This window comes from Actinoplanes sp. SE50/110 (assembly GCF_900119315.1).
Classification (GTDB): Bacteria; Actinomycetota; Actinomycetes; order Mycobacteriales; family Micromonosporaceae; genus Actinoplanes.
Genome location: NZ_LT827010.1, coordinates 300740 through 320342 on the forward strand (window position 1 = coordinate 300740; position 19603 = coordinate 320342).

Sequence of the window (19603 nt, forward strand, 5' to 3'; positions counted from 1 at the left end):
CGGGTCCTCCTAGACGCTGACCGGCTCGGGGTGCCGGACCGCGGCCGGCGCCAGCACGGCGAAGAGCGCGAAGCCGGCCAGCAACAGCCCCCACCCCCAGGCGTGCAACGACACGCAGAACAGCGCGGCCACGAGCGGCCCGGCGGTCTGCGCGGCGTCCCGGCCCAGGACGAAGACTCCCTGGTAGAGGCCGCGGTGCTCGGCCGGCGCCAGGACGGTGGAGATCTCCGTCTCGGCGGCTGAGTAGCACAGCTCGCCCAGCGTGAGCAGGGCGCCCGCCCCGACCACCAGGGCGACCCGGACCGCGGTCGAGTCCACCCGGGTGGCGGCCACCATGAGCGCGCAGGCCCCGGCGACACCGGTCGCCGACCGGCGCCACGACCGCGCGGCCGGCGCGAGACCGCGGACCGGGGCGGAGAACCGGACCTGCAGGGCGATGACCAGGGTCAGGTTGAGCAGGAACAGCACCGCGGTGACCGGCCGCGGCACCAGGTGGGTGGCGGCGATCCACAGGGGAATGCCCAGGAACAGGATCGCCTGGTGCAGGCAGAGCAGCCCGTTCAACGCGGTCGCCACGGCGTACCGGTGATCGGTGAACAGATGTCGCCACGGCGCCGGCGCCCGCGGCGGTGTCACGGCCGGGCCGGCGATCGCGTCCACCCGGATCGGCAGCTGGATCGCCACCGCGATCAGGAACGTCACCGCGTCGAGCAGGAAGCCGGCCAGGTAGGCCGAGCGGGTGCCGAGGGTGAGCGCGGTCGCGCTGACGCCCATGCCGACCGCGACACCCACGTTGTTGAAGATGTTGATCTGGGCGCGCAGCGTGTTGCGCCGCTCGCCGGCCACGTGCGCCAGGATGGTCAGCCGGCCGACGCGGGAGAACTGGGTGGCCACCCGCGACACCGCGAGGAGCAGGCACATCGCCGCCAGCGAGTGGATCGAGATCAGCAGGCAGGAGACCACCGCGTTCAGCGTGCAGCCGAGGGTCAGGGCGGTCTTGGCGCCGGCCCGATCGGCGGCGCGGCCGGCGAACGGCGCGCCCAGCAGCCCGATCAGTCCGGAGACCAGCAGGCCGGTGCCGACCTCGGCGACCGGCAGCCCGGCGATCTGCACCAGGAACAGCGGCAGGATGACGTCGCGGACGCCGCTGCCCAGGTTGTCGACCAGGGAGCCGGCGACGAAGCGCCGCCCGGCCGGGTCGGCGGGCAGGTTGGCCCGCCACCAACTCGTCAGGACGGTCATCATGTGTACCGCCCGATGTCGGCCGCGGGGTCCAGGTCGGCCAGCAGCAGCAGTGACCGTTCGGCGCCGTCCCGGTCGCCGGCCAGCCGGTGGCACTCGAAGGCCCGGAAGGCGGCGATCGCACCGAGGACCGAGCCGCCCGCGGCGGCCTGCTCGAACTGTGCCGCGGCCCGGTCCGGCAGGTCGTTGGCCGCGTACAGCGCGCCGATCGCGGACCGGCTGTCCGGATAGTGTGGTTCGATACGGTCCAGTTCGGCGATCATCGGCGCGGCGGTGGCCAGGGTGCCGCACTTGGTCTCGTAGCGCACCTGCACGTCCAGCAGGAGCCGGTGTATCTCGGTGGACAGGCTGCGGAGCAGGATCGAGTCGTCCGCGTAGGCGGCCAGCGCTCGGTCCAGCTCGACGGCCCGCGCCAGGGTCCGCCGGACCGCCGCGTCGTCGTTCTGCCGGGCGTACCGCAGGGCCAGCACCCGCTGGAGGCGGTTCTCCACCGTCAGGCCCAGCCAGTGCGGGTGCTCGGCCAGGGCCGGCACGACGGCGCCGGCCTGCTCGACCCATCCGCCGACCCGGTCGGACTCCATGCCGAAGCGGATCCCGTAGGTGATCAGGTGGACCAGCGCGAGCATCCGGATGGCCGGCTCGATCGCGGATTCGGCCAGGTACTCCATGGTGGCGGCGCTCGGGGCGTGCCCGAGGTCGCGTGCCCGGATCGCCTTGGCCCGCTCGTAGCACCAGTGCTGGTGCACCGGGTCGGCGACGGCCGGATCCGGGTCGTCGGTGCCGATCAGCGGCAGAGTCGTGGTGAGCGTGCCGAGCAGCGCGGTGGCCTGCAGCCGGCGCAGCACGTCGTCGCCGTGCAACCAGCCGAGCCAGGTGTCGCGCAGTTCCTTCATCTCGGCCGGGCAGGATTCCTCCTGCTGGAGGTGGTCCACGGCGCGGGCCTGGTCCAGGACGAAGGCGCGCAGGCCACCGGAGGCGTACATCGACAGCCACGGCCGGGCGAAGATGTCAGCGGAATCGGTGCGGCAGACGTACGTCCAGGTCAGGTACGAGTTGCGGGCGACGACGTGGGTCGTGGGGGCCGCCTCCATGGAGATCCACGGGAGCCACATGTCCCGCAGGGCGGCGACGTCGAGGACACGGGCCGCGGCGAACGGCGGGTTCCCCGGCACGCGTGCGTAGGGCAGGTTCACAGTTCGTCCACTCCGTGGGTCCGGTGGGTGGACCGGCCGCGCGGGCCGGCCCACCCCACACCTGAGGGATCGCTCAGCAGACCATGAAGGTCAGGTCGGCGAGGTCACGGCTCTCTTCGCGGATCATGGGAGTCCCCTTTCGTAGCAATCGGTTTAACTCGATGTGACAAGAAAACCAGCCGATGATCGACCGCGGGGCCGACGAAGGGGTTCCGGACAGGCGTTAGGGGATACCGAAAAGGGCGCCCGCCGAAGCGGCCGCCCTTAGTGGGAAATTGCAGGTCAGGCTGCTGACGGACCGGTGTTCACGCGGGAGCGGACGACCTCGGCCACGTGCGCCACGGCCTCGTCGAGCGTCACGCCGTTGCGCTGTGAGCCGTCCCGGTAGCGGAACGACACGGTGCCGCCGTTCACGTCGTCGTCGCCGGCGATCGCCATGAACGGGATCTTCTGCTGCTGGGCGGTGCGGATCTTCTTCTGCATCCGGTCCGACGAGTAGTCGACCTCGGCCCGGATGCCCTCCCGGCGCAGGCGCTCCACGAACGACGACAGGTAGTCGGCGTGGTCGTCGCGGATCGGGATGCCGACCACCTGCACCGGCGCCAGCCAGGCCGGGAACGCACCCGCGTAGTGCTCGGTGAGCACGCCGAAGAACCGCTCGATCGAGCCGAACTTCGCCGAGTGGATCATCACCGGCTCCTGACGCGAGCCGTCCGCCGCCTGGTACTCCAGGCCGAAGCCGGCCGGCTGGCTGAAGTCGTACTGAATGGTCGACATCTGCCAGGTCCGGCCGATCGCGTCCTTGACCTGCACCGACACCTTCGGACCGTAGAACGCCGCGCCGCCCGGGTCGGGCACCAGGTCGAGCCCGGACTCGATGCAGACGTCCTCCAGGACCTTGGTGGCCACCGCCCACTGCTCGTCCGAGCCGATGAACTTGTCGCTCTTCGGGTCGCGGGTCGACAGCTCCAGGTAGAAGTCGTCCATCCCGAAGTCGCGCAGCAGCGACAGCACGAAGTTCAGCAGGTGCCGGACCTCGTCGGCGGCGCCCTCGGCGGTGACATAGGAGTGGGAGTCGTCCTGGGCGAACCCGCGCACCCGGGTCAGGCCGTGCACCACGCCGGACTTCTCGTAGCGGTAGACCGAGCCGAACTCGAACAGCCGCAGCGGCAGCTCACGATACGACCGCCCGCGCGACTTGAAGATCAGGTTGTGCATCGGGCAGTTCATCGCCTTGAGGTAGTAGTCCGCGCCCTCCATCTGCAGCGGCGGGAACATCGTGTCCTTGTAGTACGGCAGATGTCCCGAGGTGTGGAACAGTCCCTCTTTGGTGATGTGCGGGGTCCCCACATACTGGAAGCCCTCCTCGATGTGCCGGGCCCGGACGTAGTCCTCCATCTCCCGCTTGATCACCCCACCCTTCGGGTGGAAGACCGGCAGACCCGACCCGATCTCATCGGGGAAGGAGAACAGGTCCAGCTCCGTGCCGAGCTTGCGGTGATCCCGGCGCTCGGCTTCGGCAAGACGGTGGAGGTACGCCTTCAGCTCATCGCGGGACGGCCACGCCGTACCGTAGATGCGCTGCAGCTGCGGGTTCTTCTCCGAGCCGCGCCAGTAGGCGGCGGCCGAGCGCATCAGCTTGAACGCCGGGATCAACCGGGTCGACGGCAGGTGCGGCCCCCGGCACAGGTCGCCCCAGACCCGCTTGCCGTCCCGGTCGAGGTTGTCGTAATGGGTCAACTCACCCGCCCCGACCGCCGCGGCCTCCGGGTCCACCTCACCCTTGATGTCGACCAGCTCCAGCTTGAACGGCTCCGCGGCCAGCTCCGCCTTCGCCTCGTCCAGCGACGCGTACTCCCGCCGGTGGAACGTCTGACCGGCCTTGACGATCTCCTGCATCCGCTTCTCGAGCTTCGCCAGATCATCGGGCTGGAACGGCTTCTCGACATCGAAGTCGTAGTAGAAACCGTCCCGGATCGGCGGCCCGATCCCCAGCTTCGCCTCCGGGAACACCTCCTGCACCGCCTGCGCCAGCACATGCGCCGCCGAATGCCGCAACACGTTCAACCCGTCCGGCTCATCCATCGCCACCGGCGTCACCTCGGCGTCGGCCTCCGGAATCCAGGCGAGGTCCCGCAACCGGCCGTCAGCCTCGCGGACCACCACGATCGCTTTCGGGCCGCTGCTCGGCAGGCCGGCCGCGGACACCGCGTCGGCCGCCGTCGTCCCGGCCGGGACGACGACGGGGTCGGCCACGACGGGAGTAAGGGGTGCAGACACGGCGGATCTCCTTCATCAAGTACGAACGGTGTGCTTCGCATGCTATCCGCGCACCGGAACGGCGATCGCAGAGACACACGATCTCAGCCGGCGCCGGCGCCGGCGCCGGTGCCCCAGCCCGGCGACCGGTGCTGATCCGAGCTCCGGGAGTTCCTGCCGCAGTGACGCCGATCAGTGGTGGGTGACGGTGCGGGCCAGCGCCGCGGGATCCGTGGCCGGCGGGGTGGCCCCGCGCCAGCGCTGGCTGAGGCGGTAGGCCAGCGCCCGGGAACCGTGGATGAGGCCGGTGGGGTGCAGGTCGGGTGTGGCGTTGCGGATCGGATCGAAGGCCAGCGCCGCATCGGTCGCTTCGGGCAGGGCGTGCCGCAGCGCCACCCGGCCGACCGTCCGGTCGTCGGCGCGCAGCAGCAGCGCGGCGCCCGCCGGGATCGAGGAGAGCGCCCGGCCCAGCGGGCGGGCGTCCGGATCCGGGACCGCCTCCAGATAGAGCTTGCGGGTGCCAGTCCGGTACGGGGTGATCGCGCCGTACACCGTGTCGAAACTCAGTCGGGGAACCGGAAGCCGCTTCGTCAGGGCGGTCCGGCCGGTCGAGGAGAGCAGCAGGTCAGCCGGGCCGACCCGGACCGCGACGCCACGGATGTCGACGCGGGCGCCCCTCGTGCCGGCGCCCTTGGAGACGCGGACCGTCACGTCGTGCACGGCCGGGGTGTCGAGCAGGGTGGCACCGAGCGGCTCGGCGCCACCCCAGATCTCCAGCGTGCCGGCGAACGAACGACCCGCGGGGTGCAGGAATCGCCGGTGGCGCGAGCGCACGACGCGGACACCGAGTCCGATCACGACGGCGGCGGTCAGCAGTCTCATGACCGGTGGACTACCCGGATCCGGGGGCGTCATCCCGCGCGCAACTCCTCCAGATCGGTGCCGGCGCGCAGCACCAGCAGACCGGCGCCGGTCACCAGGAGCATGGTGGCCAGGGTGGCGGCACCCAGGAGGGTCAGCTGGGCCAGGGGGAGCGGGATCGGCATGTGCACCACCGCGAGATCGCCGGCCGGGCCGGGCTCCGACACGTCGACCTCGGTGCGCATCGTGCGGATCAGCGACACCCCCGCGGTCAGGGCCAGTAGCAGCGCCGGCAGCAGCGGAGCGAACGTGTGCCAGAACAGCATCGCGCCGAGCTTGCCGCGGGGCACCCCGCCGGCGGTCATCGCGGCGAACGTGCGGCGCCGGGCGGTGATGCCCTCGGCGAAGGTGACCAGGATGCCGGCCGAGGCGACCACCAGGGCCAGCACCACCGCGACCAGGATCAGGCGGATGGCCCCGAAGTAGAAGCCGGTGTCGAAAGCCGGGCCGTACCGGCCGTACTGCGGATCGGTGAGCTGGTCGAACCGCTCCCGCGCGGCGAAGTCGGCGGCCAGGTCGGCACGGTAACCCAGCGTGCCGGCGCCGAAGACGACCGCGGCGAGCAGGGCGCCGAGGGTGCGGCTGCCGTTCCACGGGTCGGCCATCAGGCGGGCTCCGGCCAGCAGGGTCACCGGGCCGCGACCGAACCGGCGGAGCAGGCGACCGGTGGTGTACGAGATCCAGCCGGTGCCGAGCACCACGCCGATCACCACCAGCAGCACGCTGGCGCCCATCATCACCAGCGGCGTCCAGTCCGGCACATGCCAGCCCGGCGGGATCAGGTGCAGGGTGCGCGGCGCGAACAGCACGAGACCCACCGCGATCAGCACGCCCGGCCAGGGCCGCGGGCCGTCGTCGCGGATCTGCCGGACCACGCCGAGCGGGGTGACCACCACGCGGCGCATCAGCAGCGTGCCGATCAGCCCGGACAGCACCGGGACCAGCAGCAGCACCAGGACGGTCGCGACCGGGCCGGGCAGCACATCGGTGGGCAGGAGCAGCTTGCCGTCCGCGGTGCGCCGGTTCAGCAGGACGCGCAGCAGCAGGAAGAGGCCGTAGCCGGCGAGCGAGCCGAGCAGCCCGGCGGCCGCGGTCTCGGCGCCGGCGACCAGCGCCGTCTCCCCCGGGGTGGCGCCGGCCAGCCGGAGCGCGGCGAGCCGCCGATCCCGGGCCGGGGCGCCCAGCCGGATGCACTGCCCGGCCAGGGCCAACACCGGCAGGGCCAGCATGACCAGCGCGAAGATCACGCCCGGACGCAGGCCGTGCTCGGCGAGTAGGGCACTCGAGTACTGGCTGGAGCCCGGCGACAGGTTGGACCGGCGGGCCGGATCGGCCGGGTCGTATACCCACTCGCCGCCGTGGATCGCGGCGACCGTGGCGGCGGCCAGCAGGGCCAGCGCGGCCAGCGCCCCACTGCCCGCGGTGAGCGCGGTGCGCAGCCGGTCGGTGCGGTTGCCGGCGAGACTCAGCCGGACCAGCGTGCCGGCCCTCATCCGAAGATCCCGATGCCGCTGGCGTCCACGGCGCCGTCGCGCAGGACGATCTCCCGATCGGCGTACGCCGCGATCGGCGCCTCGTGGGTGACCAGCACGACCGCGCTGCCCTGCTCCCGCACCACCTGCACCATCGCCGCCATCACCTGCTCCCCGCTGAGCTGGTCGAGCGCACCGGTCGGCTCGTCCGCGAAGATCACCGCCGGCTCGGTGACCAGCGCCCGGGCCGCAGCGCACCGTTGCTGCTGGCCGCCGGACATCGCGCCGGGCCGCTTGTCGGCCACCTCCGCCACCCCGAACCGGTCCAGCCAGCCGAGCGCCGCGCCCCGCGCCTCTCGCCGCCCCGAACCGGCGAGAAGCAGCGGGAGCGCGACGTTCTCGGCCGCGGTCAGCTCCGGTACCAGTTGGCCGAACTGGAACAGCACGCCGAACTCGGTGCGCCGCAGCCGGGACCGGGACGCCTCCGACCAGAGGGTCAGATCCTGATCGCGGTAGACGACCGAGCCCGCGTCCGGCCGGATGATGCCGGCCAGGCAGTGCAGCAGCGTCGACTTGCCGCAGCCGCTCGGCCCGGTGATCGCGACGATCTCCCCGGCGCCGACGGTGACGTCCACGCCGCGCAGCGCCGGTGTGGCGCCGTAACTCTTGACGATCCCGGTGCCGGTCAACAGTGGTGTGCTCACGCTGTCACTTCCTTGTGCAGGTCGGCGACCCGGGCCAGGGTGGTCTGCAGCCAGCGCAGGTCGGCATCGAGATGCCCGATGGCGTAATCGGCGGCGACGATGTCGCCGACGGAGGCGCCGGGCATGGTCTTCGTGCTGGTCAGCTCGCGCATCCGGGCCATGTGGGCGGCGCGCTGGGCGACCAGGTAGTCGCGCGCCCGGTCGGCGCCGGCCGCCAGTAGGGCGACGACCACCTTGCTGAAGAGGGTGCTGGTCACATGGGGCGCGGGCGGCTCGACCTCGGTGAGCCAGGCGGCGAGACGGTCCCGCCCGAGGCTGGTCAGCTCGAAGGAGGTGCGCTCCGGGCCGGACTCCTGATCCTGCCCGGAGCGGACGACCAGGCCGTCCCGCTCCAGGCGGCCCAGGGTGGCGTAGACCTGGCCGAAGGCGAGCGGTTTCGCCAGGGGGAGGCGGTCGTCGTGCGCACGCTTCAGCTCATAGCCGTGCCGTGGCCCGTCGGCGAGCAGACCCAGGAGCACGTGAGCGGTGGACATGACGCAACTATTCACTGAGCGAATAGCTGTGGTCAAGTCGTTCTTGCGCCGGACAGACATCGATCTTTAAGCTGCGCGCACTACTACGGGGGACTGAACCATGCCCATGACGCGGCGTGGCCTTGCTGCCACCTGCTGTTCTCTTCTCGCCCTCACCGGAATCTCCGTCGCCGCCCCGGCGTCCGCGACGGTGCCGCTGTCGAATCCGCACGAGGTCGCGACGATTCCCGCCGACCCGCCGTTCGAGTACCGGGAAGACCACGTGGCGTTCGCCGGCCGCACCGGCTATCTGCACTCCCGCGCGAACGGGGGCGGCACGTGGCAGTGGACGACGTACGCCGACCACACCACCACGACGGTGACCACCCTCGGCCGGCTGTATCCCGGCGACTTCGTGTCCGCCGGTGGTGACACGGTGTACGTGGACGCGGATGTCGACGGGCACTCCGAAGCCGACACGGTGAGCACCCTCGACCTCGGCACCATGACCTGGCAGCACCGGCCCAGGACGGCCGACTTCAGAGCCGTCTACGGTGACACCTGGTATGTGCGCTCGTCGTCGGCCACCCCGGCGCTGCGCCATTTCGCCGTCGACGGCTCGTCGATCGACGTCCCGATGACCGGAATACCGGCCGGCACCGCGTCGATCCTTGCGGTCCGCGGCGACAGCACCGGCATGGTGATCCGCTTCGGGGGCAAGCCGAACACCTTCGGCTGGCAGTTCGGCCTGCTGGACCTGGCGTCCGGGAAGGTCTCGCCGTTCGGCGGAAACCGGGCCACCGTCGCCTCGTCCGTCCTGCTCTCGGCCGGCCGCGTCGCGCTGCTCGACGAAGGGGCGGACACCGGGACTGCCGAGATCTTCGACCGTGCCGCGGTGCTGAACGGCACCGCACCCGCGAGCCCCGAGCCGATCCACCTGCCCCTCACCCAGCAGTACCGCCTGGCGCTGGCCGGCAACGACGTGCTCGCCAGCCCCGAGCCCCGGGGCGGCGGCGTGGCGCCGGCCGTCTATCGCTACTCCGCCGACGGATCGCACCGCACGCTGTTCGCGCAGTCCCAGCCCGGCAGCGGCAGCCTGACGCAGGCCGAGGACGGGGCCGTGGTCGTGGGCGGGGCCGACAGCGGTGACTGGGGAATCCACCGGATCACCGCCGCCGGGGACACCCGGCTCGCGGACCTCAGCGCCAAGGCCGGCACCACCGGGGTGACCATCTCGCAGGGGATGGTGCGCCGGGTGCAGACGGTGACCTGGGCCGGCGACCAATACACCTTCCTTCATCTGATCAATCACCATCTGAGCGAGGGAATCGACCGGCAGGTGCCGGTGGACGGGGGCCGGGTCGGCGCGTTCCTGTGCCAACCGGCCGCCTTCTGCATCCGGACCGTGGACGGCAACCGGTACGGCACGTCGTTCGCGGCCGGTTATTCAGTGTTGACGATGGATTCGGTGGCTCGCCCCTCTGTCGACACCGACATCTCGGGACTGACCGTCAACGATGCCGCGGTCGTCGACGCCGGGCTGGAATATGTGGTCTCCGATTTCCCGCGGGCGAACGTTCAGGTGATCCTGCGCGCCGGTGCCGGCGACACGGATGTCGTCCAGCGGCCGATCACGGGCGCCGCACTCTGGTTCAACACCCTGTGGACCGGGCTCCCCGGCAAGATCCAGCCAACGAACGTGACCACCCGGGTCAGCTCGCCGGCGATCCCCATCGGTGCCGCCTGCACCCCGTCCGAGCTGCAGGCCACCGACCGGTACGTGTACTGGAGCTGCGGCACCGCCGGCCCGGCCGGCGTCTACGACGGGGTCACCAAGACCAGCCGGCAGGTCCCGCCCGCGCAGTACCTGCTCGGCGACGGTTATCTGGTCCGGCACGACGCGGCGACCGGAAAGCTGATCCGGATCGATCTGCGTCTGCGCGGCACCCTGGGCCGCAGCGCCACCCTCGGCACCATCCCCCGCGGCACCCTCGCCGACGACCGGAACATCACCTGGGCCGTCGACAAGTACAGCGGCGACGTCGCCTACGTCGACGCCGCGAACACCATCCACGTGATCGACACCGGCGTCGCCCGGTCCGCCCCGGCCGTCGTCGGCCGGCCCGCCGGCAACCTGAACCCGGCCGCCGGTCAGAGCTCGTCGTGGTCGTTCACGCTGAACCGGCCGGTCGACGTCTGGACGGCGACGATCACCCAGAACGGCGTTGTCGTGCGCACCCTCACCGGCGGGCCGGCCGACCGGACCGCCCAGGTCACCTGGGACGGCCTGCGGGCGGACGGGAGGCCGGCGGCCGCCGGCAGGTACCAGCTCACCTTCGCGGCCGTCGCGGGCGGTGTGTCCGGTACCCCCTCGACCGCGACGGTGAACGTCTCCGCGGCCGCGTCGAGGTGAGTCGCGCGGGCGGAGGCCTCGTCCACATGCTTGTCTCAAGATCAATATCGGGGGATGAACCCATGTCCACTGCGGCTCGACGCGGCCTCGCTGCCGCCGGCTGCATCGCCCTTTCCGCCGCCGGCCTCACGGCACTCCCGGTCACCCCGGCGCACGCCACCGTGGCGCTGCCGCAACCGTCCGAGGTGTCGGTCGTCCCGGCCTACCCGACGCGCACCGACTTCCCGGTCGACTCGCTCGTCCTGGCCGGGGAGACCGGCTTCCTGCACCAGTACGGCGGCTCGTCCTGGGCCACGTCGACCTGGCTGTGGACCCGTTACGCGGACGGCTCGACCCGAGTCGTCACCGAGCTGGCCGGCCTCACGGCACCAGCGCTGGCCTGGGCCGGTGGCGACAGGATCTGGGTGAAGACCGACGTCGCCGGGCACAGCGACGACAGGTCGCTGACCATCTTCGACGCGGCCGCCGGCACCTGGTCGAACCCGACCCTGCCGACCGACGGCACCAAGCTCGCCTACTCGGCCGGGACGATGCTGGTCCGGCTCGGCACGGCAGGCCCACTGGAGCTGCGGAAGTTCGCCGCCGACGGTACGTACACGACGATTCCGATCACCGGTGTGCCGGACGGTACCGCCGTTTCCGGCGGGTCGGGCACGGTCTTCGACTCGACCACCTTCCTGGTGAGCTTCTCCGGTACCACCGACGGCGTGAAATGGCAGCGGCTCGGGCTGCTGGACTTCACCAGCGGCAAGGTTTCGCTGCTCCCGCAGTTCACCTTCGGGACGGTCAACCAGATCCTGCTCTCCGCCACCCACCTCGGTTTCCGCGGCGGGAACACCGTCCGGGTGTTCTCCCGCGCGGCGATCACGGCCGGCACGGCCACCGACCCGGCGGTCATCACGGTGCCCTCCGTGCCGTACCTGACCCTGGTCGGCGGCGACATGCTGGTCCGGGCTTCGGCCGCGGACAACCGGGCGCCGGCTCGGCTCATCTCCGCGGACGGCAGTGAGCGGACCGTTCTGCCGATGAGCCAGAGCAACCCGTACGCGATGGCCACGGCTCCGGGCGGCGCCCTCCTGGTGGGCGGCTCCGGCGCTGCCGACTGGGCGGTGCAGCGGATCACCGCGGACGGGGTGCAGCCGGTCATGTCCGAGGTGCGGACGAACTTCAGCGCCGGGATCACGATCAGCCGGGGGCAGCTGCGGCACGTCCGGGCCGGCGCCCGGCCGTTCGAGAGCCCGGTCTACGACTTCAGCAACCATGAGCTCATCCCCGGTCTCACCGGGCTGCCGGTGACCGGCCCGACGATGACCGGTGTGACCTCGTGCGCGGCCGACGTGACCTGTGTGCGCACCATGGACGGCAACCGATACGGCACCGGCTGGACCAGCTCCACCGAGACCACCACCACGGTCCGGTTCGCCGACGGCGCCAGCGGCGGGTTCAGCCTCGTACTGGCCGGAGGCGGCGGCAGCCTGGTCGACGTCTCCGACGACTACGCGATCGTGAACACCACCTCGCCGGCGAAGCAGTACGTGATTCCGACCGCCAACCCGGATGCCAGGACCGAACGGGCGGTGACCGCGGCGGCCCTCGACTACGCCACGCTGTGGACCGCCGGCGCCGGCCAGATCCGGTCCAAGGACCTGACCACCGGGAAGACCGCGGCCCCGATCTCGATCGGCGCCGCCTGCACCCCGTCCGAGCTGCAGGCCGCGGGCCGGTTCGTCTTCTGGTCGTGCGGCGTCGCCGGCCCGGCCGGCGTCTACGACGTGCCGCAGCGGATCAACCATCCGCTGCCGGCCGGACGGTATCTGCTCGGCGACGGCTACGCGGTCCGGCACGACGCGGCGACCGGCCGGCTCATCTCGTACGACGTGACCCTGCGCGGCGCGCCGAAGACCGCGATCCTCGGCACCCTGGACCGGGGCACCCCGGCCGACGACCGGAACATCACCTGGGCCGTCGACAAGTACAGCGGGAACGTCGCCTACGTGGACGCGGCCGGTGCCGCCCACGTGATCGACCCGGCGGTGGTCGAGCGGCCGCCGACGGTGATCCGGAGCACCACCTCGGCCGACGTCGTCTACCACGACCACGACCGCCCGTGGGTCCGGCAGTACACGTTGAGCCGCCCGGTCGCCTCGTGGCGCGCGGAGATCGCCGAACTGCACTCCGGCAAGGTCGTCATGACGCTCAACGGCGGGGCGAGCACCGGCGAGGTCCGGCTCGCCTGGGACGGATACCTGGCCGACAAGACGCCGGCGCCCGCCGGGCGGTACCGCGTCAACCTGGTGGTGACCACCCCCGACGGCGTCGGCCATGACATCGCGGGATCGCCGGTCTACCTCGACGGGGAGCGCCCGAGACTCCACAGTTACGGCCTGGACGGCATGCCCTCCATGCTGTCGGTGGACCCGCAGGGCAACGGCGCGTGGTGGCACGCGTACGCCGATCGCCGCTCGCTGGTCTACCAGTACATCTCCGAATTCTGGGACCTCGGCACCGGGAACAGCCAGATCTCCGCGCTCGTCCCGTACGGCGACATCAACGGCGACCGGAACAACGACGTGCTGGCCCGCACCGGCAACGGGGTGCTCTGGGCCCACCTGGGCTTCGGCGAGGACTACTTCGGCTCCGACCGGAACAGGGTGGTCAAGATCGGCACCGGTTGGAACCGGTTCGACACGCTGATCACCACGGGCGACGTGACCGGGGACGGGATCACCGACCTGCTGGCCCGGGACGCGAGGACCGGCAAGGTCCTGCGGTATGCCGGCAACGGCACGGGCGGCTTCACCAACGGCGTCCCGCTCAGCGGCTCCTACCAGGGCTTCCGTCTAATCGGCCCGGGAGACGTCGACGGGGACGGCCACGCCGACCTGCTGCTGATCGACGGCAGGGGCGGGCTGTACGCGCAGTACGGGACCGGCACGGGCACCTTCGGGGCGAGCACCCGAATCGGGTCGGGATTCAAGGCGTACAACGTCGTGCTCGGCATCGGCGACCTCAATCTGGACGGTCTCAACGATCTGCTGGCCCGGGATGCGAGCGGTAAGTTGTACCGCTTCCTCGGGACCGACGCCGGCACGTTCGGGGCGGCGGAGCGGATCGGCAGCGGCTACCAGACGTACGCCGGTCTGTTCTAGCCGGTATCAAGCGCGGCGCAGCGCGACGACCGCGATGTCGTCGGCCTGGTCTCCTGACCCGCCCAGGCGGGTCAGGAGACGGCTGCAGAACGCGTCCAGATCCGGCTCGACATCGGCGGCGCAGGCGGCCAGGGCCCGCAGGCCCTCGTCGATGTCGGCGTCGCGGCGTTCGATCAGACCGTCGGTGTAGAGCACCAGCGTGCCGCCCGGGGGTAGCTCCAGCTCCAGCTCGGTGCGTTCCGGGGCGTCCAGACCGAGCAGCGCGCCGCGCGGGGACAGGAAGCGGACCTCGCCGTCGACGTGCAGCAACGGGGGCAGGTGACCGGCCGAGGCCATCCGGATCCGGCCGGTCGCCGGGTCCAGGGTGAACAGGCACAGCGTGGCCGAGTCGGCCGGCAGCACGGTGCGCATGAAACGGTTCGTCAGGCCGAGCACCGCGCCCGGGGAGTGACCCTCCACCGCGTACGCCCGGACCGCGTGCCGGACCTCGGCCATCACCGTGGCGGCGTGCAACGAGTGGCCGGCCACGTCGCCGATCGCCACCAGCAGCTTGCCGTCCAGCACGGTGAGCTCGTAGAAGTCGCCGCCGACCTCGGTCTGCGCGCCGGCCGGCTCGTACCGCACGGCCATCTCGACGCCGGGCACCCGGGGCAGCGTCGACTGCAGCAGGCTGCGCTGCAGGGTGACCGCGATCCGGTGCTCCTCGTCGAACGAGCGCTGCGCCTCGACGGCGGCCGCGACCGCCTGGGAGAGCTGCCGCAACACCGGGAAACCGGGCGTCTGCGTGCTGCCCGAGACGGCCAGGTACACCGGCGGGCGGTCGATCCGCAGCCGGGCCGCGGCCACCGCGACGGATTCGCCCGCCGGCCAGTCGACGACGTCCCAGTCGGCCGGTTCATCGGTGCGGACCAGCGAACCGACCGCCACCCGATGATGCGGAACAGCCCACTTTCGTACGCCCAGGGGCGGCCCCGCCGCGGCCAGGCTCTCCCCCTCCGACGTCTCGGCGACCACCACCACCGGCCCGCCGAAGATGTCCGCCGCACCCACCGCGGCCGCCTCCAGCAGCGCCGGCAGGGTCGACGCCGAGTTGATCGCGAGGGTGGTCTCGGCCAGCCGGACCAGGCGCGCGGCGAGCAGCTCGGCCCGCTGCCGGGCCCGGTAGTAGCGGAGCACCGCCTGCACGGTCGCGATCAGCTCGTCCGGCTCGATCGGCTCGACCAGGTAGGCGTCCGCGCCCCGGTTCAGGCCCTGGGTACGGTCGTTGACGTCCACGGCGTGCGCGGACACGTGGATGACCGGGAGAACGCCGTACCGCTGATCGGTCTTGATCCGCTCGCAGACCTCGAAACCGCTCATGTCGGGCAGCTTCACGTCCAGCACCACCAGGTCGGCCTCGACCAGGTCCTCGCCGAGCTTGCGCAGCGCCTCGCCGCCGGTCTCCGCCTCGATCACCGTGAAACCGGCCCGGGTCAGCCAGCTGACCAGCAGGTAACGCTTGGTGGCGCTGTCGTCGACGACGAGAACGGTGGCTTTCACATGGCCCTGGACGAGTCTCTCGACGCGGGCGAGCTCGGTCATGCCGGCCCGATCGGCAGCTGCAGGGTGAAGACGCTGCCCTCGCCGGGGGTGGAGTCGACCCGCAGGCCACCACCCAGGATCCCGGCCAGACGCCGGGCGTACGGCAGGCCCAGACCGGTGCCGCGGCCGCTGACCGGCTTGCTCCCGGGCACCTGATAGAACTCCTCGAAGATGCGTTCCTGCAGCTCGTGGGGGATACCGGTGCCGGTGTCCGAGACGGTGAACTCCGCGTCGTCGCCGGTGCGCCGCACGCTCAGCCGCACTGTGCCGGTCTCGGTGAACTTCAGCGCGTTGGTCAGCAGGTTGCGCAGCACCTGGGCGAGCAGCACCTCGTCGGAGTGGATGGTCGGCACAGCCGGCTCGTCCACCACGAACCGCACCTCGGGCCGGGTGGCCAGCGGTCGCAGGGTGCCCCGGAGCTGACCGAACACCGCCTTCAGATCGACCGCGGACCAGTTAGGCTCGATCCGGCCGGCCTCCGCCTTGGCCAGGTCGAGCAGGCCGTTGACCAGGGTGAGCAGGTCACTGGCGGAGGTGCGGATCAGCTCGATCTGACGGCTCTGCTCCTCGGTGAGGTCGTCCGAGGAGGAGTCGGTGATCAGCCGGCCCAGCCCGATGATCGCGGTCACCGGGGCGCGCAGCTCATGGCTGACATTCGCCAGGAACCGGCTCTTCGCCTCGCTCGCCGCCCGCAGCTGCACGGATTTCTCGTCCAGCTCGGCGTAGAGCGCGACCACGCCGCGGTTCGTCTCCTCCAGCTCGTCGGAGAGCTGGTGGTAGAGCGCCATCACGCCGCGGTTCGTCTCCTCCAGCTCGGCGTTCAGCCGGGCCAGCTCGTCACGCTGCGCCCGCACCTCGTTGAGGGCGGTGATCAGCTGCTGGTTCTGCACACCCAGCTCGTCCAGCGGGGTGCCCGGCACATGCTGGGCCAGGCGGGCGCGGATCTCGTCCATCCGGTCGGGGGTCAGGAACGGCGCGCCGACCGGCAGGCGCCGCGCCATCCGAATCGTCGTACCGGGACCGCCATCGTCGACCTCCATCGTGTCGACCAGGCGGCCGACCTGCTGCAACTGTCCAGTCAGCCAGGACACCGAGTCCGGAGCCGAATGTGCCATTGTCACCTGGAGACTTGGTACCCCGTACGGCTCCACGGTGAACGTCACGTCCGCGTGGGTGCCGGCGGCCAGCAACACCCGGCCCACCTCGCTGAGTGCCGTCGCCAGCCGGGTCTGGTCCTGCGACTCCATCCCGACCGCGCGAGCCACCTCCCGACCGAACTGCCGGACCGCGAAGATGTCCTGCTCGACCCGCAGGCGCATGCGCATCAGCGGCTCGCTCGCGGTCATGGCAGCCGGGCCACGAGAACGCCGGCGTCGTCGCGGCGGGTTCCGGCGTCACGCAGCACGGTCGCCGCGATCAACTCCGGCGACCGGGTGAGCAGACCGGGATAGTCCGTCGGGTTCCAGCGGTCGACCACGCCGTCCGAATGCATCAGCACGAACCCGTCGGGCGGGAGCGGATACTCGTATTCCCGGATCTGCCGGCGCTGGTGACCGGCGATGCCGGGCATCGAGATCATGCCGCGCCGGGTGCCCTCGAAGCTGAAGATGGTGCCGGCGATGTTGCCGAGCCCCGCATACCGCGCCTGACGGGTCGCCGGATCCAGGTCGGCGACGGCCAGCGCCGCGCCGCGGGTGTGTCCCATCGCCCGGTGCAAGGCCTCGACGATCGCGGCCGGTGACGTCGCCGGCGTCTCCCGGAACACCCGGACCGCCTCGCGGGAGGCGGCCGCGGCCAGCCCGCCGTGCCCCAGTCCGTCGCAGACCAGCATCTGCCGGCGGCCGTCCATCTCGCGGATCGCCACCGCGTCGCCGGACACCGTCTCCCCGGTGATCGGCCGGGTCAGCCCGGACGCCCAGGCCGGCGGTGGCGTCACTCCCGGCCAGACCTGCACGGCCAGCACCGTGCCCCGGCCCGGGACCGAATGCAGATCCCAGCGGCCGGCCTGCCGCTGGATCGCTCCCAGCCCGATGCCCAGCGTGCCGGCGGTGGAATGGCCGTCGCCGAACGCGTGCGGCACGTCGGACATCCCCGGGCCGCTGTCGATCGCGATCAGCTCCACGCCGGCCTGCTCCGCGGTGCGGACCGTGCGGACCAGAATGGTGCCCTGGTGGGCGTGCTTGACCAGATTTCCGGCCATCTCGGCGGCGACGATCGACAGATCCGCGATCCGGCGCTCCGGCATGGCCAGCTCGGCGGCGAGACGTTCCGCGGCGCGGCGGACGGCGGCGGCAGTCCCGGCGGCCTCCACCCGGAACCAGACTCCCTCGTCGAGAAGTCCTTCGGGTACGAGAGCCACCGTTCCTCCAGTCATCGGCACCACTTGGTCACGGTGATGGTCGTACCCTCGCCCACTGCGGTTTCGATGCTGAACTCGTCGACCAGCCGGCGGGCGCCGCTCAGCCCGAGGCCGAGCCCGCCGCCGGTGGTGTAGCCGTCGGTCAGGGCCAGGTCGAGATCGGCGATACCCGGCCCCTGGTCGGAGAAAACGATCCGGATGCCGGCCCGCAGATCGTTGCGCACCCGGCTCACCTCGACCTCGCCGCCACCGCCGTAGACCAGGGTGTTGCGGGCCAGCTCGCTGGCCGCGGTGACCAGCTTGGTCTGGTCGACCAGGGAGAGCTTGGCCTCGACGGAGACGGTGCGCACGAGCTGCCGGACACGCACCACGTCCTGGTCGGTGGTGACCGGGATCCGCCGGCTCTCCTCGTTCACGGCGCGGTTACCGCCGTCTGGTCGGCTTCGTCCTCGTCCTCGTCGTCGTCGAATTCGCCCATGGTCACGGCCCGGCTCTGGGCCAGCATCTCGATGGCCAGCTCGACGTTGAGCGCCGTCCGGATCCCCGGCAGTGACAGGCCCAGCTCGACCAGGGTGATCGCGACCGCCGGACGCATGCCGACCACGACCGTCTCGGCGTCCAGCACCCGGGAGACCGAGGCGATGGTGGCCAGGGTGCGGCCGACGAACGAGTCGACGATGTCCAGCGCGCTGATGTCGATGATCACACCGTGGCAGCCGGTGGCCACGATCCTCTCGGCCAGATCCTCCTGCAGCTGCAGGGCGGTCTGGTCCTCCATGTCGATCTGGATGGAGACCAGGAGGATGTCGCCGATCTTCAGGACCGGGACGCGTTCCACGTCAGCGCTCCGTCCGCTTGGCCGTCACGACCTTGTAGCTGTTGCGGCCCAGCACGTAACGCAGCGCGTCGGCCAGCGAGGACTTGGTGGCGATGTCACCGAACTCGATGCCGAGCGCCACGATGGTCTGCGCGATCTGCGGGCGGATGCCGGAGATGATGCAGTCGGCGCCCATCAGCCGGGCGGCCACCACCGTCTTCAGGATGTGCTGGGCCACCTGGGTGTCGACCGCCGGGACACCGGTGATGTCGATGATCGCGTACGGCGAGCCGGTGTCGACCAGAGTCTGCAGCAGCCGCTCCATCACCACCTGGGCGCGGGCCGAGTCCAGCGTGCCGACCAGCGGGACGGCGACCACACCCTCCCACAGCTTGACCACCGGGGTGGACAGCTCCAGCAGCTGCTCGGCCTGATCGGCGATCAGCGACTCGCGGACCCGCACATAGGCGTCGAAGGTGAACAGGGCGGCCCGGTCCACGAACGCCGAGAACGCCACGTAGCCGCGCAGGGTGTGCGCGTCGTCACCGGCATCACCGAGCACCTCGAGGACCGCGTCCTTGAGCGCGAACACGCTGACCGCCGTCTCGGTCGCCGAGAACCCCTGCCGGGCCCGGCTGCTGGACAGCTCGCTCAGCTGGGCCCGCAGCTCGCCGGCCGCCTCGTCGCCGAGGTCCTGCGCGCCGGCGGCCAGCGCCTGCTGGAAACCCTTATGCAAGTCCCTGGTCTGCCGCTCCAACTCGGGCCGGCTCATGCGGCCCTGCAAGCTGACCCCGACCAGCACCGCCCAGCGGGCGACCAGCCCGTCGGCGTGCTCTTTGAGCAGGTCAGCGAAGCGACCCGACTCATCCGGACTCAGCGCCACCGCTGCCTCCCCCACCACACGATCCGTGCGCAACGGCCGGACTTTACCATCAGGGTGTCCGTTAATTGCTGTAGACCAACTAATGGACAAGGTCAAGG

Annotated in this window: 15 protein-coding genes; 2 read left to right on the top strand and 13 right to left on the bottom strand. The window is 71.4% G+C overall.

Translation table 11 applies throughout. The features are described 5' to 3' along the window. Positions 1 to 9 precede the first annotated feature (9 nt). The 7 genes from ACSP50_RS01325 to ACSP50_RS01355 all read right to left on the bottom strand — a co-directional run bounded on the left by ACSP50_RS01325 (position 10) and on the right by ACSP50_RS01355 (position 8324). The gene (locus tag ACSP50_RS01325) at positions 10 to 1242 is read right to left on the bottom strand and encodes an MFS transporter (RefSeq protein WP_043510641.1); all 1233 of its coding nucleotides are present in this window, start codon (positions 1240 to 1242) and stop codon (positions 10 to 12) included. Continuing rightward, positions 1242 to 2435, bottom strand: a complete 1194-nt coding sequence (locus ACSP50_RS42900) for a hypothetical protein (RefSeq protein WP_014687347.1) — start codon at positions 2433 to 2435, stop codon at positions 1242 to 1244. The genes ACSP50_RS01325 and ACSP50_RS42900 overlap by 1 nt, the downstream gene beginning before the upstream one ends. 282 nt (positions 2436 to 2717) lie before the next feature. Beyond that, positions 2718 to 4715, bottom strand: coding sequence for a threonine--tRNA ligase (gene thrS, locus ACSP50_RS01335; RefSeq protein WP_014687348.1), 1998 nt, complete (start codon positions 4713 to 4715; stop codon positions 2718 to 2720). 171 nt (positions 4716 to 4886) lie between these two features. Then, on the bottom strand, positions 4887 to 5576 hold the full coding sequence (locus tag ACSP50_RS01340) for a hypothetical protein (RefSeq protein ID WP_063713987.1): 690 nt from the start codon (positions 5574 to 5576) through the stop codon (positions 4887 to 4889). A gap of 29 nt (positions 5577 to 5605) precedes the next feature. Then, entirely contained in the window at positions 5606 to 7108 is a 1503-nt protein-coding gene (locus ACSP50_RS01345) for an FtsX-like permease family protein (RefSeq protein ID WP_014687350.1), read from the bottom strand. After that, positions 7105 to 7791, bottom strand: a complete 687-nt coding sequence (locus tag ACSP50_RS01350; RefSeq protein WP_014687351.1) for an ABC transporter ATP-binding protein — start codon at positions 7789 to 7791, stop codon at positions 7105 to 7107. Before ACSP50_RS01350 ends, ACSP50_RS01345 begins: the two co-directional genes overlap by 4 nt. After that, on the bottom strand, positions 7788 to 8324 hold the full coding sequence (locus tag ACSP50_RS01355; RefSeq protein ID WP_014687352.1) for a PadR family transcriptional regulator: 537 nt from the start codon (positions 8322 to 8324) through the stop codon (positions 7788 to 7790). The genes ACSP50_RS01350 and ACSP50_RS01355 overlap by 4 nt, the downstream gene beginning before the upstream one ends. A 100-nt stretch (positions 8325 to 8424) precedes the next feature. On the opposite strand from ACSP50_RS01355, the gene ACSP50_RS01360 reads away from it, so the two are divergent. Both ACSP50_RS01360 and ACSP50_RS01365 read left to right on the top strand, forming a co-directional pair. Beyond that, entirely contained in the window at positions 8425 to 10716 is a 2292-nt protein-coding gene (locus ACSP50_RS01360; RefSeq protein ID WP_014687353.1) for a FlgD immunoglobulin-like domain containing protein, read from the top strand. Positions 10717 to 10778: 62 nt separating this feature from the next. Continuing rightward, positions 10779 to 13865 carry an FG-GAP-like repeat-containing protein gene (locus tag ACSP50_RS01365; RefSeq protein WP_014687354.1) on the top strand — a complete coding sequence of 1029 codons (3087 nt, stop codon included), beginning with the start codon at positions 10779 to 10781 and terminating at the stop codon, positions 13863 to 13865. Between the two features lie 6 nt (positions 13866 to 13871). On the opposite strand, the gene ACSP50_RS01370 is transcribed toward ACSP50_RS01365, so the two are convergent. From ACSP50_RS01370 to ACSP50_RS01395, 6 genes are read right to left on the bottom strand one after another with little or no spacing between them, the layout of a single operon-like run. After that, on the bottom strand, positions 13872 to 15446 hold the full coding sequence (locus ACSP50_RS01370) for a SpoIIE family protein phosphatase (protein ID WP_014687355.1): 1575 nt from the start codon (positions 15444 to 15446) through the stop codon (positions 13872 to 13874). Continuing rightward, on the bottom strand, positions 15443 to 16792 hold the full coding sequence (locus ACSP50_RS01375) for a sensor histidine kinase (RefSeq protein ID WP_014687356.1): 1350 nt from the start codon (positions 16790 to 16792) through the stop codon (positions 15443 to 15445). The genes ACSP50_RS01370 and ACSP50_RS01375 overlap by 4 nt, the downstream gene beginning before the upstream one ends. Beyond that, positions 16789 to 17820: a SpoIIE family protein phosphatase gene (locus ACSP50_RS01380; protein ID WP_043513331.1), complete on the bottom strand. Its 1032-nt coding sequence runs from the start codon at positions 17818 to 17820 to the stop codon at positions 16789 to 16791. Before ACSP50_RS01380 ends, ACSP50_RS01375 begins: the two co-directional genes overlap by 4 nt. Then, complete coding sequence (locus tag ACSP50_RS01385; protein WP_014687358.1) at positions 17817 to 18221, bottom strand: anti-sigma regulatory factor; 405 nt, start codon at positions 18219 to 18221, stop codon at positions 17817 to 17819. The genes ACSP50_RS01380 and ACSP50_RS01385 overlap by 4 nt, the downstream gene beginning before the upstream one ends. Next, positions 18218 to 18643, bottom strand: a complete 426-nt coding sequence (locus ACSP50_RS01390; RefSeq protein WP_014687359.1) for an STAS domain-containing protein — start codon at positions 18641 to 18643, stop codon at positions 18218 to 18220. Before ACSP50_RS01390 ends, ACSP50_RS01385 begins: the two co-directional genes overlap by 4 nt. 1 nt (position 18644) lies before the next feature. Then, entirely contained in the window at positions 18645 to 19505 is an 861-nt protein-coding gene (locus ACSP50_RS01395; RefSeq protein WP_014687360.1) for an STAS domain-containing protein, read from the bottom strand. Between the last annotated feature and the right edge of the window lie 98 nt (positions 19506 to 19603).